The 14,276-nt window shown below is 73.3% G+C and carries 5 protein-coding genes; 2 read left to right on the plus strand and 3 right to left on the minus strand.

All coding sequences use genetic code 11. The features are described from left to right. Nucleotides 1-47: 47 nt before the first annotated feature. Both ccrA and ABGB11_RS05300 read right to left on the minus strand, forming a co-directional pair. On the minus strand, nucleotides 48-1,382 hold the full coding sequence (gene ccrA / locus ABGB11_RS05295; protein ID WP_347629335.1) for a crotonyl-CoA carboxylase/reductase: 1,335 nt from the start codon (nucleotides 1,380-1,382) through the stop codon (nucleotides 48-50). Nucleotides 1,383-1,417: 35 nt separating this feature from the next. Next, on the minus strand, nucleotides 1,418-7,942 hold the full coding sequence (locus tag ABGB11_RS05300) for an SDR family NAD(P)-dependent oxidoreductase (RefSeq protein WP_347629337.1): 6,525 nt from the start codon (nucleotides 7,940-7,942) through the stop codon (nucleotides 1,418-1,420). Nucleotides 7,943-8,238: 296 nt separating this feature from the next. On the opposite strand from ABGB11_RS05300, the gene ABGB11_RS05305 reads away from it, so the two are divergent. Together ABGB11_RS05305 and ABGB11_RS05310 are read left to right on the plus strand one after the other, a co-directional pair. Continuing rightward, nucleotides 8,239-10,305 (plus strand): MFS transporter, encoded by a 2,067-nt coding sequence (locus ABGB11_RS05305; protein ID WP_347629339.1) that lies wholly within the window; start codon nucleotides 8,239-8,241, stop codon nucleotides 10,303-10,305. An 8-nt stretch (nucleotides 10,306-10,313) separates the two neighbouring features. Continuing rightward, nucleotides 10,314-11,546 (plus strand): glycosyltransferase, encoded by a 1,233-nt coding sequence (locus ABGB11_RS05310; protein ID WP_347629341.1) that lies wholly within the window; start codon nucleotides 10,314-10,316, stop codon nucleotides 11,544-11,546. 22 nt (nucleotides 11,547-11,568) lie between these two features. On the opposite strand, the gene ABGB11_RS05315 is transcribed toward ABGB11_RS05310, so the two are convergent. Further along, nucleotides 11,569-14,265, minus strand: a complete 2,697-nt coding sequence (locus ABGB11_RS05315) for an MMPL family transporter (protein WP_347629343.1) — start codon at nucleotides 14,263-14,265, stop codon at nucleotides 11,569-11,571. Between the last annotated feature and the right edge of the window lie 11 nt (nucleotides 14,266-14,276).

Here is a 14,276-nt window from a genome sequence, read left to right on the forward strand (position 1 = left end):
GGGGGACGGACCCGGCGGCAGCCGGACCCGTCCCCGAAGCGGAGACCTCAGCGGCGGAAGAGGTTCAGCCTCTCCTCGCCGATCTTCTCGCGCAGGGCGGGGTCGTCCACGCCCTGGCCCTCCCCGGTGGCGCCGCAGAGGACGGCGACCTTGCCGACGTGCCGGTTCGTCTGGACGGCGCGGGTCGCCTCGCCCGCCCCCTCCAGCGGGAACACCGCCGACAGCGTCGGGTGGATCATGCCGAGGCCGATCAGCCGGTTGACCTCGGCGGCCTCGTGGTAGTTGAAGCCGTGCGAGCCGATGATGCTCTTCAGCCGCATCCACAGGAACCGGTTGTCGTACTCGTGCTTGTAGCCGGTCGACGAGCCGCAGGTGACGACCTTGCCGCCGCGCTTGGCGACGTAGACGGACGCGCCGAACGTCTCGCGGCCGAGGTACTCGAACACGATGCCGGGGTCCTCGCCGACGAGCCGCCGGATCGCCTCGCCCAGCATCCGCCCCGCCTTCGGGTGCCGCAGCCCCTGCTCGCCGAGCTCCAGGTCGTTGCGGTTGATCACGTGCTCGCAGCCCTGGGAGCGGACGAGCTCCGCCTTCTCGTCCGACGACACGACGCCGACCGGGATGCCGCCGCCGTTCTTGACGAGCTGCGTCGCGAACGAGCCGAGCCCGCCGGTCGCACCCCAGACCAGCACGACATCGCCCTGCTTCATACGGGCGCCGTGCGAGCCGACGAGCATCCGGTAGGCGGTAGCCGCGCACAGGGTGGTGGAGCCGGCCTCCTCCCACGTCAGGTGGGCGGGCTTGCGGATCAGCTGGTTCGCCTTGACGACGCAGAACTCGCCGAGCGCCCCGAAGTTGGTCTCGAAGCCCCAGGCGAGCTGCGTCTCCGACATCATGCCGTCGTCGTAGGAGCCGTGGTCCTCCTCGTCCACGTAGGACGGGGACAGGACGACCTTGTCGCCGACCTTCCAGCTCTTCACGCCGCTGCCGGTGCGCACGACGACGCCCGCGCCGTCCGAGCCGAGGATGTGGTACGGCAGGTCGTGCCGGGCGCCGTACCAGCCCTGGCGGCCGAACTTCTCCAGGAACGCGAACGTCGGGACCGGCTCGAAGATCGCCGACCAGACGGTGTTGAAGTTGATCGCCGCGGACATCACCGCGACGACGCACTCGTCGGGCGCGATCTCGGGCATCTCGACCTCGCCGATGTGCATCGAGCGGCGCACGTCCTTGTCCGCCTGGCCCTCGAAGATGCCGACCTCGTCCTTGCGGGTGAACGCGGCGCGGAATCGGGTCGGCAGGTCGATCTCCTGGAGCTCCTGGCCGCTCGCGCCGGAGCGTACGGCGTCGAGCAGATCGTGGGACGAGCCGGGGTGGGCCATGGGTGTCCTCCGTGGAACGGGTTTCGGGGCGGCCCTCAGCGGGCCGTGTCGAGGGCGGGGACGGCGTCGCGCTCCCGCCGTCCCGCCAGCCGTGCCTCCAGGTGTGCGGCGAGAACGTCCACACCCGGCGGGTCGAGCAGGTTGAGATGGTGCGCCCCGGGGATCGTGACGATCTCCAGGTGGGAGCAGAGCCCGCCGAAACCGTTGGTCCCGTCGAGCACATAGCGGGCATCCCGGACGGCCCAGGGGGTTTCCTCGGGCGCGTGGTACAGGATGACGTGCCCGTCGTAGGGCTCGGGCCGGTACGCCTCCAGGGAACGGGTGTCCTGGTGGGACGTGAGCTGGTGGGTGAGGGCGGCCGGGGGGATGTAGTCCACGAGCGGCGCCGCACGTTCCATGACCAGCGCGAACTGCGATTCCTCGTCCAGCCCGGACAGCTCCTCGTAGGTGAGGGTGACGTCCAGGCCGTACGTCTCGTTGATGTAGTCGGCGAACGCCGAGAACCGGCGGGCGAGGGTGTCGGACTCGTCGTCCACCCGCAGCGGCAGGCCCGCGTCGAACAGCGCGACGAACTCGACCTCGCGGCCGGCCGCCGTGAGCTGCCGGGCGGTCTCGTAGGCCAGCACGCCGCCGAACGACCAGCCGCCGAGCCGGAACGCGCCCTCGGGCTGCGCCTCCACCAGGTGCCGGACGTAGCGGGTGGCGCGCTCCTCGACGGGCGGCGCGTCCTCGAACCGCTCCAGCCCGTACACCGGCTGGTCGTCGCCGAGCAGGTCGACGAGCTGCCGGTAGCAGGCCGTGGTGCCGCCCGCCGGATGCGCGATGAAAAGCGGCCTCCGCTCCCCAGAAGGCGAGTCATTGTGGGGGGACGACCCCCCACGCCCCCCGGAAAAGGCCTTGAGGGCCCGGACCGTTTGCCGTGCCGCCTCCTCGTCCGCCGCGCGGATGTACTCGGCGACGTTCTCCGCCGTCGGGACCGCGAACAGCTCGCCGCGGGTGACGTCCCCGCCGAGCTCCTTCGCGACGAGCGCGACGATCCGGTCGGCCTGGTGGTCCTGGCCGCCGAGGTCGCGGAAGAAGTCCGCGGTGACGCCGACGCGGTCGAGGCCGAGGACGTCCTCGAAGATCCGGACGGCGAGGCGTTCGGCGGCGTCGCGCGGCATGACGTACCCGGACTCGGCGTTCGCGGCGGCCGCCGGGGCGGGGGCCGGGGCGCCGGACAGGCCGAGCTCGCCCGCCGCCCACTCCTCGAACGCGTTCACGCTGGCGCCCTGGAGCAGGACCGACGCCGGGACGGTCAGCCCGAGGTCGTGCTCCACGCCGCTCTTGATCCGGACCGCGACGAGGGAGTCGAGGCCGAGGTCGGTGAGCGGGACGGCCGGGTCGAGGCGCTGCGGATCGAAGCCGAGGACGGCCGCGATCCGGTGCCTGATCTGCGCGGCGATCATCGCGCGGGCGGCGCCGGGGTCGAGGTCCTTCAGCGCCTCCACGCCGGGCCAGTCGCCCTGGTCGCCGCCCTGCTCGTCCGCCGCCGCGGTGAGCGCGGCGAAGTACGGCATGGTCCGGATCTCCGGGAACAGCCCGACCGCGGTGGCCGGGTCGAAGCGCAGCACGCCGGTGGCGGGGAGGTCGTGGACGAGCAGCGTCTCCAGCGCCTCGGCGCCCTCGTCCGGGCTGATCGGATCGATGACGGCGACCGACGACTCGGCCGCCCCGCCGACCCGCGACCAGGTGCCCCAGTTGATGGTGGTCCCGGGGCGCCCGTTGGCGCGCCGGTGCGCCGCCAGCGCGTCGAGCGCGGCGTTCGCGGCGGCGTAGGCGGCCTGGCCGGGCGAGCCGAGCAGCGCGGCGGCCGACGAGTGCGCGACGAACCAGTCGAGGTCGAGGTCCCAGGTGGCCTCGCTGAGCCGGCGGGCGCCCTCGACCTTCGCCGTCCACACCCTGTGGAGATCGTTCGGGCCGAGGTCGGCGATCAGCCGGTCGTCGATCGCGCCGGCGCCGTGCAGCACGCCGCACAGCCGGGCGCCGCCCTCCTGCGCCACCCGGACGAGACGCTCGGCGACGCCGGGCTCGGCGATGTCGCCGAGGACGACGCCCACGTCCACGCCGCTCTCGCGGAGACGGGCGATCACCTTCTCGGCGTCGGCGCCGGGGCCGCCGCGGCCGGACAGCACGATGCGCCCCGCGCCGCGCTCGGCCAGCAGCCGGGCGGTGACGAGGCCGATGCCGCCGTAGCCGCCGGTGATCACGTAGGCGCCGCCGCGCCGGACGACCCGCTTCCTCCGCGGCGGCGTCTCCGGCAGGACGGCCTGCGCGAGCCGGGCGACGCGGCGCGTGCCGCCGCGCCAGGCGACCTCGCGCGCCTCGCCGCCGGCGAGGAGTTCCGCGACGAGATCCGCCGGGCGGTCGACGTCGACGTGCGTGGCGCGCTGGGCGGTCCGTTCGAAGGCCAGCACGCGCGTGAGCGCGCTGACGAAGCCGTGGCCGGGCAGCCCTTCCCCCGCGAGGGGCAGGGCGCCGCGGGTCGCGACATAGAGGCGGGGCCCGTCGGGCAGGGAACGGCTGACGCCCGCGACGGCGAGCACCAGGTCCTCGTCGACGAGATCGGCCGGCGGGACGAGCACGACGCCCTCGACCGGCTCGGCCATGGCCGGATGGTCGTCCGGAGGCCGGTTCATCACCCGATGCCGGACGACCCTCTTCCCGCGCTCTTCGAGCCCGTCCGCCGTGGCCGTGGCCAGGGCGTCGTCCCCCTCGCCCAGAACCAGCCACGTCGCGCCGCCCGCGGTCTCGTCCTGGTCATCGGGCAGGGGCGCCTCGTCCCAGACGAGCTCGATCAGCTTGTCGGCGACCGGGACCGGGACGTCATGCCGCTCGACCTGGCGAAGCGCGATGCCGGTCGCTTCGGCGAGGACCTGGCCGTCCGCGGCCAGGAGAGTGACGGAGCCCGTCACTCCCTCGTCGTCGCGCGTCACCCTCGCCTGGACGTGACCGCCGCGATGCGTCGGCCCGTACACGCGGAGGCTTCCGATGGTGTCGGCCAACCAGACGCCACCGCCGCCGGAGGCCGCCTCACCGGAGAGCACGGACAGGCAGCGGTCGAAGATCTCGGGGTGCAGGCGGTAGTGGCGGCTGCCGCGCTCGGCCGCCGCGACCTCGGTGGCGGCGCCGGCCTCGGCCGGGGCGGGGCCGCGGTCGTCCTCGCCGACGTCCGCGCTGGCGAGCCGCGCCCAGCCGCCCGCCGGGGTCAGCGCGTGGATCTCCACCCGCTGCTCCGCCTCGGCGAACGTCGTCGTCACCGTGGTGTGCTCGGCCAGGGCGAGGGGCCGCTCGATCCACAGGCTGTTGACGCGGACGTCCTCGATGCCGAGCGCGGTCGCGCCCGCCGCGAGCGCCATCTCCGCGAAGGCGGCGACCGGCAGGGCGGCCAGCCCGTGGACGCGCAGCCCGTCCAGCCAGGGCTGCGCGGCCACGCCGACGTCCGCGCGCCAGGCGTGCCGATCTTCCCCGGGCATCTCCACGTGGGCGCCGAGCAGCGGGTGCTCGCCGTGCCCGCCCGCCGTGCGCGCCGGCAGGTCGACCCAGTGCCGCTCGTGCCGCCACGGCGACTGCGGGACGTCGGCGACGCGTCCGTCGGCGGGCCCGGCGACGGTGTGCCCGTGCGCGGCCAGCGTGGCGAGCTGCGCGTGGAAGGTCAGCGTGTCGTCGGTCTCCTGGCCCTTGCGCGCCCGCTTGAGCGTGTGGGCGACGAGCGCGCCCGTCCCGTCGAGGGTCTCGCCGACGGCGTGCGCCAGGATCGGGTGCGCGTTGATCTCGACGAACGTCCGGAACCCGTCCTCGGCGGCGGCGGCCACGGCGTCGGTGAGCCGCACCGCGTTCCGCAGGTTCGCGGCCCAGTGGTCGACGCCGAGCGCCGCATCGGACCCGAAGTAGGCGCGGGGATCGTCGAGTGCGGTGGTGTAGAACCGGACGCCGTCGGCGAAGGGCGTGCCGCGTTCGGCGCCGACCTCCGCGAGCCGCTCCCGCAGGTCGGGCAGCAGCGGGTCGACCTGCGGCGAGTGCCCGGCGCCCTCGGCCTGGACCATCCGCGCGAGCCGCCCCTCGGCCTCCGCCCGCCGGACGATCTCGGCGACCCGGCCGGCGTCGCCGGTGACCACGGTCTGCTTCGGCGAGGAGTGGACGGCCGCGTACACCTCGGGCAGCCCGTCCGCGAGGCGCGCCACCTCCCCGGCGGACGCGCCGAGCACCGCCATCGCGCCGCCGCCGACGAGCCGCGTCAGCAGGCGGGACCGGCGGCAGATGACGCGGACGCCGTCCTCCGGCGTGAGCGCGCCGGCGACCACGGCCGCCGCGACCTCGCCCATCGAATGGCCGACCACCGCTCCGGGTGTGACGCCGTACGCCCGCCACATGCGGGCGAGGCCGATCTGGATCGCGAACAGCACCGGCATCGTGTCGGCGGGGCCGTCCGGCCTGCCGCCCTCTTCGAGCAGCTCCCAGAGGCCGGGGCCGCCCTCCTCGGCGAAGAGGCCGTCCAGGTCGTCGATGGCCTCGGCGAACGCGGGCTCCTCCTCCAGGAGCCGCTGCGCCATGCCCGGCCGCTGCGCGCCGTATCCGGAGAAGACCCACACGGGACGGCCCGGAGCGCCGAGCGCCGTGCCGGTCACCACACCCGGGTGGGGACGTCCCTCGGCGAGCGCGGTCAGGCCTTCGACGAGGTCCGCGCGGCCCCGGGCGGCGACGGCGGCGCGGGCCCGTCCGCGGCCACCGCGCCGGTGCAGGGTGTAGGCGACGTCCGCGAGCTTCACGTCCTGGTCCCGCAGCCACCCGGCGAGGAGGGCCGCATGGTCGCGGACACGGTCGTCGCTGGTGTCGGACAGCGGGAACGTCCGGACGACGGCCGGCCGAGCCTTCGCCTCCTGCTCGGGCGCCTCTTCCAGGAGGACGTGCGCGTTCGTCCCGCCGAAACCGAACCCGGACACGCCGGCCCGTGCGGCGCGGCCCCGCTCGGGCCACGGCGTCTCCTCCGCGACCACCGCGAGGCGCAGCTCGTCGAACGGAATGTGCGGATTCGGTTCCTTGTAGTGCGCGCTCGGCGGTATGACCTTGTGATGCAGTGCGAGGACGGTCTTGATGAGCCCGGCCATGCCCGCGGCGGACTCCATGTGCCCGAGATTGGACTTCGCGGACCCCAGCAGCAGCGGTTCTCCGGGATCGCGGCCCGCGCCGAGGACCTCGCCGACCGCCTTCGCCTCGATCGGGTCGCCGAGGAACGTCCCCGTCCCGTGGGCCTCGACGTAGTCGACCTCGCGCGGGTCGACGCCGGCGGCCGCGTACACGTCCCGCAGCAGGGCGCGCTGCGCGTCGGAGTTGGGGGCGACGAGGCCGTTGGAACGCCCGTCGGAGTTGACGCCGGACCCCCGGATGACCGCGAGGATCCGGTCGCCGTCGCGCGTCGCGTCCGAGAGGCGCTTCAGCACGACGGCGCCGCAGCCCTCCGCGCGGACCATGCCGTCGGCGGACGCGTCGAACGCCTTGCAGCGCCCGTCGGCGGCCGTCCCGCCGGCGAGGTCGAACGTCATCGTCACGGTCGGCGACAGCAGCAGGTTCACTCCGCCGGCCAGCGCCACATCGGCCTCGCCGCTCCGCAGCGCCCGGACGGCGAGGTGGGTGGAGACCAGCGACGACGAGCACGCGGTGTCGACGATCATGCTGGGGCCGCGCAGGTCGAGCAGGTACGACAGCCGGTTCGCGATGATGCCGAGCGCGGCGCCCGTCGCCGTGAACGGCTCCAGGGACGCCAGGTCGGACGCGGTGAACGCCGCGTACTCCGGCGCCGACACGCCGACGAACACGCCGGTCCGGCTGCCGCGCAGCGACGCCGGGCCGATGCCCGCGTGCTCGAACGCCTCCCACGCCACTTCGAGGACGAGCCGCTGCTGCGGGTCCATCACCGCGGCCTCCCGCGGCGTGATCCCGAAGAACTGCGCGTCGAACCCGGCGACGTCGTCGAGGAAGCCGCCGAGCCGCGTCGTCCTGCCGAGCAGGTCGCCGACCTCGGGGGAGCCGTCGTCGAACGGGTCCCAGCGCCCCTCCGGCACCTCGCGGATCGCGTCGCCGCGCCCGGTCAGGAAGCGCCAGTAGCCGGCGGGGCCGGTCAGGTCGCGGTCGCCGCCGGGGAAGCGGAGGCCGACACCGACGACGGCGATCGGCTCGCCGTCCGCGGCCTGCCGCACGGCCGGTCCCGGTTCGTCCCGCCGCGCGGGCGCCTCGCCGCCCGCCAGCGCCACCGAGAGCTTGTTGATCGTCGGGTGCTCCCACACGAGCGTGGCCGGCAGGGCGCGGCCGAGCAGCTGCTCCAGCTCGCCGGCGATCGCGACGGCGTCCCGGGAGGCCAGCCCGAACTCCTCAAGGGGCCGGTCCGGGTCGATCTCGGCGGCGGTGGTCCGGGAGCGGCGCGCGATCTGCTCGATCAGGTGCCGGCGGACCGAATCCTCGCTGATCCGAGTCTCGTCGTGCGTGAGGTGGGGCGCGGCTCCGGAACGATCATTGCTCTGCATGCGCTGGGTTCCCCCCATGAAACCGGGATCGTTCATCGAAGCGGAGGGACCAACTTTGTCTTACGCCCGCGCGCTCACGATGCGCACCCAGACCACTTTTCTCGCACCCGTCTTGTCACGGTGATGACAAGACTCGGCAGTAACCAATGTGGCCTGATGGGATAGTTGTGGAACCTAGGCCCGGAGTCAGGGCTGAGTAACGAGATGCGAACCAATAGTAACAATAGCGACGACTCTATTTAGGGGGAAGCGGCGGATTTCCGCGGACGGTGCGGAAGTCACCGCCGCGCAGAAGGGTGACCCGGGGACGGTACCGGTGGGCGCTGGCGGTGGTGGCCGTCAGCGCGTTCATGACCACCATGGACAACACGGTGGTCTTCACCGCGCTGCCCACGATCATGGACGACCTCGGGATGTCCTCCTCGGCGAAGGACTGGGTCGCCGCCGGGTACATCCTGATGTTCTCCTGCCTGATGATCACCGGCGGGCGGCTCAGCGACGTCTTCGGCTGCCGGCTCACCTTCACCACGGGCATGGTCGTGTTCACCGGGGCCTCGGCGGTCTGCGGGCTCGCGCAGAGCTCCGACGTGCTCATCCTGGCCCGCATCGTGCAGGGCGCCGGCGCCGCCCTCGTGCTGCCCGCCACGCAGGTGATGGTCACCGTCGGGCGCAACGACAAGCAGCGCTCGCTCGGCAACATCGTGTTCATCGGCGCCGCGTCCACCGCGACCGCGTTCGGCCCCGCGATCGGCGGGTTCATCGTCCAGCACTGGCACTGGGGCTGGATCTTCCTCATCAACATCGTCCCCGGCGTGCTGGTGATCCTGCTCGGGCTGTTCGTCCTCACCCCGCACGGCGAGAACCGGCACGCCCGCATCGACCTGCCGGGCGTGCTGATCTCCGCGACGATGCTGTTCGCGCTCATCTACGGGCTGGAGTCCGGCAACAAGCACGGCTGGGCCGACCCGTCGGTGCTCAGCGTCTTCGTCCTCGGCGCGGTCGCCCTCGGCTGCTTCGTCCTGGTGGAGAGCTGGGCCCCCGACCCCATGATCGACCTGCGGTTCTTCCGCAACCGGGTCTTCACCGGCGGGCTGGTGTCGCAGATGCTCTACGGCATCGGCTTCAACGGCATGATGTTCTACTCGCAGCCGTTCCTGCAGCGCTTCCTCGGCTTCTCGCCGACCGAGGCCGGGCTGGTCATGCTGCCCCCCGCCATCACGATCATGCTGCTCACCCCGGTGGCCTTCCTGCTGGCCGCCCGGATCGGCCCGCGCCCCACGATCGGCGCCGGGATGGGGCTGATGGGCGTCGGCATGTTCCTGTTCTCCGCCCTGCGGACCGGCGACGGCTACGCCGACCTCATGCCCGGCGTCCTGCTCATCGGCGTCGGCGCCGCCATGGGCATGCCGCTGGTGATGTACGTGCTCAAGGCCGTCCCGGAGAAGCGTGCCGGGGTGGCGAGCGGCGTCATCAACGTGATCCGCGAGGCGTCCGGCGCGTTCGGCATCGCGATCGTCGGGCTGCTCGTGCACGCCGTCCCGGACGAGGGCGCGAGCGCCGCCGACCTGGAGACCTTCCGGCACGGCACCGCCTCCGGCCTCATCCTCGGCGCCGCCGTGGTCCTCATCGGAGGCCTGATCAGCGGGGTCACCCTGCCGAGCCGGCGCGGCTGGCTGGGCCCCAAGCACGGCAAGACGGCGCCTCTCGTCGCGTCCCCGCCGCGCGCGGCGCCCGATCCGGCCGCGACGCCCCGCGACCCCGTCCCGGTCCTCACCGCGCCCGACCTCGTGCCCGTGCGCGAGCCCCTGTCCGAGCCCGTGCCCGAGCCTGAGCCTGTGCCCGAGCCCGTGCGGGAGCCCGTGCCCGCTCCGGTCGCGCTGACCGCGCCCGCTCCTCCCGCCGAGCCCGTCCCCCTCGCCCTCACCTGGGAGGACGAGTCCGTGCCCGACGAGCCCGCCCCCGATCCCACCCCGGGCCCGCACTGGTGGACCGACGCCGAACCCAAGCCCGCGGACGACACCTTCACCTGGACCGACGACTCCCCGGCGGCCCCGTGGCCGCCCCCGCCACCGTCCCCGCCGCCGCCCGGCGCGGCCGAGGACGCCGCCGAGCCGGGCGCCCCGGATGCCGGCCAGGCCGTGCACGAGGAGCACGGCGAGCGGATATGGCGGGTCGTCGCGCGGCCCGGCGCCGCGGAGGCGGAGCCTGCCGGCGGCGAGGTGGGGCCGGACGTGGGCGGCGACGCCGCCGCGGACGGTGGCGACGGCCGGCCGGCGCCGCCCGAGGGGTGGTACGAGCCGTACGTGCCCGACGACGAGCCCGCCGAGGAGCCGGAGATCGCTCCGCGCGAGGACGCCTGGTAGGAGGCAGCGTGAGCCGAATCGTGATCTTCGCGGCGGGGTCGCGGGGCGACATCCAGCCCTGCGTGGCGCTGGGGAAGGCGCTGCGGGCCCGGGGGGACGACGTGCGGCTGGTGGCGAGCGCGCGGTACGCGCCGATGGCCGCCGCGGCGGGCCTGGACCTCGCGCCGCTGACCGCCGACCCGGCGGAGATCCTGGAATCGGACGCGGGCCAGGAGTTGCTGGCCGGAGGCCGCAACCCGATCACGTTCCTCGGCGGGTTCCGGCGCATCCTCGGGCCGATGGCGGAGCGATTGCTGGCCGAGTGTTCGGACGCCTGTAAGGACGCGGATCTGATCCTGGGCCCGACTCTGGGTTTCCTCCCGCGACACATTGGTGAACATCTCGGTATTCCTTGGGCGCTGATTCATTTCCAGCCGAGCGAACCGACCGGTGCGTTTCCGCATCCTTTCGTTCCGCAAGCGCGCGTATTCGGTCCGTGGTCGAATCGGCTGAGTTTCCTCGCGGTCGATCAGATCGCCTGGCAGTTGTCGCGCCCGTTCATCAATCCCTGGCGCGAGGAGGCGCTGGGATTGCCGCGGCAGCCGCTGCGGGGCCGGCGGACCGGCGGCGCGACGGTGCTGGCGTGCTTCAGCCCGGTCGTGGTCCCGAGGCCGAAGGACTGGGGGCCGAACGTGAACCTCACCGGCTACTGGTTCCTGGACGAACCTGAGTGGGAGCCCCCTGCGGAGCTGGCGGAGTTCCTGGCCGCGGGGCCGCCGCCGGTGTACGTCGGGTTCGGGAGCATGGTGCCGAAGGACGCGGAGATGACCGGGCTGGTGGTGCGGACGGCCCTCGGGCTCGCCGGGGTGCGGGGCGTCGTGCAGGGCGATCCGGCGGGTTCGGACGAGCAGGTCTTCGCCGTCCGGGACGTCCCGCACGCGTGGCTGTTCCCGCGGATGGCGGCCGTGGTGCACCACGGCGGCGCCGGGACGACCGCGGCGGGGCTGCGGGCGGGGGTGCCGACCGTGGTGTGCCCGTTCTTCGGCGACCAGCCCTACTGGGGCGAGCGCGTGGCCGCCCTGGGGGCCGGGCCCGCCCCGCTGCCGTTCCGCGCGATGACGGTGCCGCGGCTCGCCGCGAGGATCCGGCGCGCCACCGGCGACCCGGCGATGGCGGACCGGGCGGGCGAGCTGGGCCGGCGCATCCGGGACGAGGACGGCGTCGGCCGGGCGACGCGGATCATCGACTCCCTCCTGCGCTGAGGGCATTCTGCACGCCCGGGGCTCAGGCGGAGTCGTCGGGCTCCTCGCCCCAGTGCCAGCCGGAGCCGTCGGGGTTGGGGACGATCACCCGCCTGGTGCGCGGCGGCTGCGCGGGGCGCGGCTGCGGCGGGCCGTCCGCCCACGGGGTCCACGGGCCCTGGCCGTTCCCGTTGGGGTCCTCCCCCGGAGGCGTCCGGAAGACGATCTGGGGTGGCTCGCTCGGCTGCCGTGCGGGGCGGAAGGCGTTGTTCGCGTCCACCTGCGGGCGCTCGGGCGGCGCCGGCGCCGGCGCGGGCGCGGGTGCGGGAGGCTCGGGAGCCGGGGCCGGAGCCGTCGCGGGCGAGGTCGCCTTCTCCCAGTGGATCGCGTACGGGAAGGGCTGCTCGTCCGGGAGCGGGGGCGGGACCGCGGTGGCGCCGGCGGGGGCGAACGCGGTGCGCTCGCGGAGGTCCATGCGGGCGTGGAGGCCGGCGAGGAACCCGGGCAGCCACCAGTTCGCCGAGCCCATGAACCGCATCGTGGCCGGGACGAGCAGCGAGCGGACGAGGGCCGCGTCCACCACGACGGCGACGAACATGCCGACGCCGATCAGCTTCACGACCGTGATGCCGGCCATGCTGAACGCGCCGATGACCAGCAGGAACAGCAGTGCCGCGCTGGTGATGATGCCACCGGTGTGCTGCATGCCGGAGGCGACGGCGAGGCGGTTGTCGCGGGTGAGGTCCCACTCCTCCCGGATGCGGCTGAGCAGGAACACCTCGTAGTCCATGGACAGGCCGAACACGACCGCGAGGATGAGGATCATGCTGGTGGCCTCGACGCCGCCCGTGGGGGTGAAGTCCAGCAGCCCGGCCAGGTGCCCGTACTGGAAGCCCCACACGATCGCGCCGAACGAGGCGCCGATCGACAGCACGTTCATGACGATCGCCTTCAGCGGCAGGACGATCGACCCGAAGAACATGAACAGCAGGAAGAACGTGGAGATCCCCACGACGAGCGCCATCTTGGGCAGGGACTCCATCAGGCTCGACATGAGGTCCATCTGCGCGGCCGTGCTGCCGCCGACGTCGATGTGCATCGGGTAGCCGTCCTTGGACAGGCTCATCCCGCGGATCTGGGTGACGAGGTCCTGGGCGTGCCGGTCCATCGGCTCGTACTTGTGCGTCACGGAGATGCGCACGCCCCCGTAGGTGCCGGAGTAGCCCGTGTACTGCGCGTCGGAGACGCCGGGGAGGGCGGTGAGGCGCTTCCTGAACTCCTCCAGGTAGGGCGGGATCGGGTCGCCCTTCCCGGTCGGCTTCCAGTCGCGCGGGATGAGGTCGCCGGACACGACGACGTCGATGGGCTCGGCGGACCCGTTGGGGAAGTCCTTCTTGACCGTCTCGACCACGGCGCGGGTCGGGCTGTCCGGGGGCAGGACGCGGGCGTCCACGCTGCCGAACTGGACGTTCAGGAACGGCCCGAACATCACGGCGAGGATGACGAGCACGACCGCGAAGTACGGCAGCGGGTGCTTCATCACGCTGGTGCCGAGCCGGTACCAGAAGCCGCTGTGCGGGTCGCGCTGGGCGCGCCTGGACGTGGGACGCCGCCACGGCATCCGCCCGATCTCGACGCGCGGCCCGAGGAGCGCCAGCAGCGTCGGCAGCAGGACCGTCGCTCCGAACACGGCGACCATGACCGTGGCGATGCCGGCGAGCCCGATCGTCCGGAGGAACATCTGCGGGAACAGCAGGAGCCCCGCGAGAGCGGCGGAGACGGTGATGCCGCTGACCATGATGGTGCGGCCCGCGGTCGCCATGGTGGCGGCGAGGGCGGTCTCCCGGACGGGCTTGAGCGACTCCTTGTACGCGGCCTTCGCCGCCTTGCGCGCGACCTTGTCGCGTTCGCGCTTCCAGGGTTTGCCCTGCGGCAGCCCCTGCGCGGCCATCCCGCGCTGTAGTTCCTCCCGGAAACGGCTGATGATGAACAGCGAGTAGTCGATCGCCAGGCCGACGCCCATCATCGTGACGACTTCCAGAGCGAACGACGTCACGTCGGCGGCGTACGTCACCAGGTGCAGGACGGCCAGCCCGCCGATCATCGAGAACACGGCCACGGCCATCGGCAGGAACGACGCGACCAGGGCGCCGAACAGGATGACCAGCAGGATCAGCAGCGGCAGTGCGGTGATCATCTCGGCGCGGATGATGTCGCTGACGACCTGCGTGCCGAACTCCTCGCCGAGGGGGACGGCGCCGCCGTACTGGACGCGGAGCCCGGGCGCGACCAGGCGCTCCTTGACGGCGTGGTAGTTCTCGATCTGGGCCGCGCCGTCCTCGCCCTTCAGCTTCACGGCGACGAACGTCGAGCGCCGGTCGTGGGACGCGAACGAGTCCGCGGCCTTACCGTCGAACGACCAGTAGGAGATGATCTCCTCGACCTGGGCCCTGGGCAGCCGCGCGATGGTGGTGACGACGGCCGCCTCGTAGCGCGGGTCGTCCACCGTCATTGTGTCGCTCGTGTAGAGGACGAGCATGTCGGGATTGGTGCTGCCGAAGTAGGTCGCGCCGAGCTTGGCGACGAGCGTGGAGGACGCGTCCGGGTCCTCGAAGCCGCCCTCCTTGAACTTGGCGAACACGCCGAGGCCCCAGGCCCCGGCCACCACCGTCGTGACCAGGATCAGGACAAGACCGGGCCAGCGCCGCCGGTGGATGAGACGCCCCAGCCCCGAAAGCATGATCCTCCTGT

It is taken from the genome of Actinomadura sp. B10D3 (genome assembly GCF_039871695.1).
In the GTDB taxonomy this organism is placed as follows: Bacteria; Actinomycetota; Actinomycetes; order Streptosporangiales; family Streptosporangiaceae; genus Spirillospora; species Spirillospora madurae.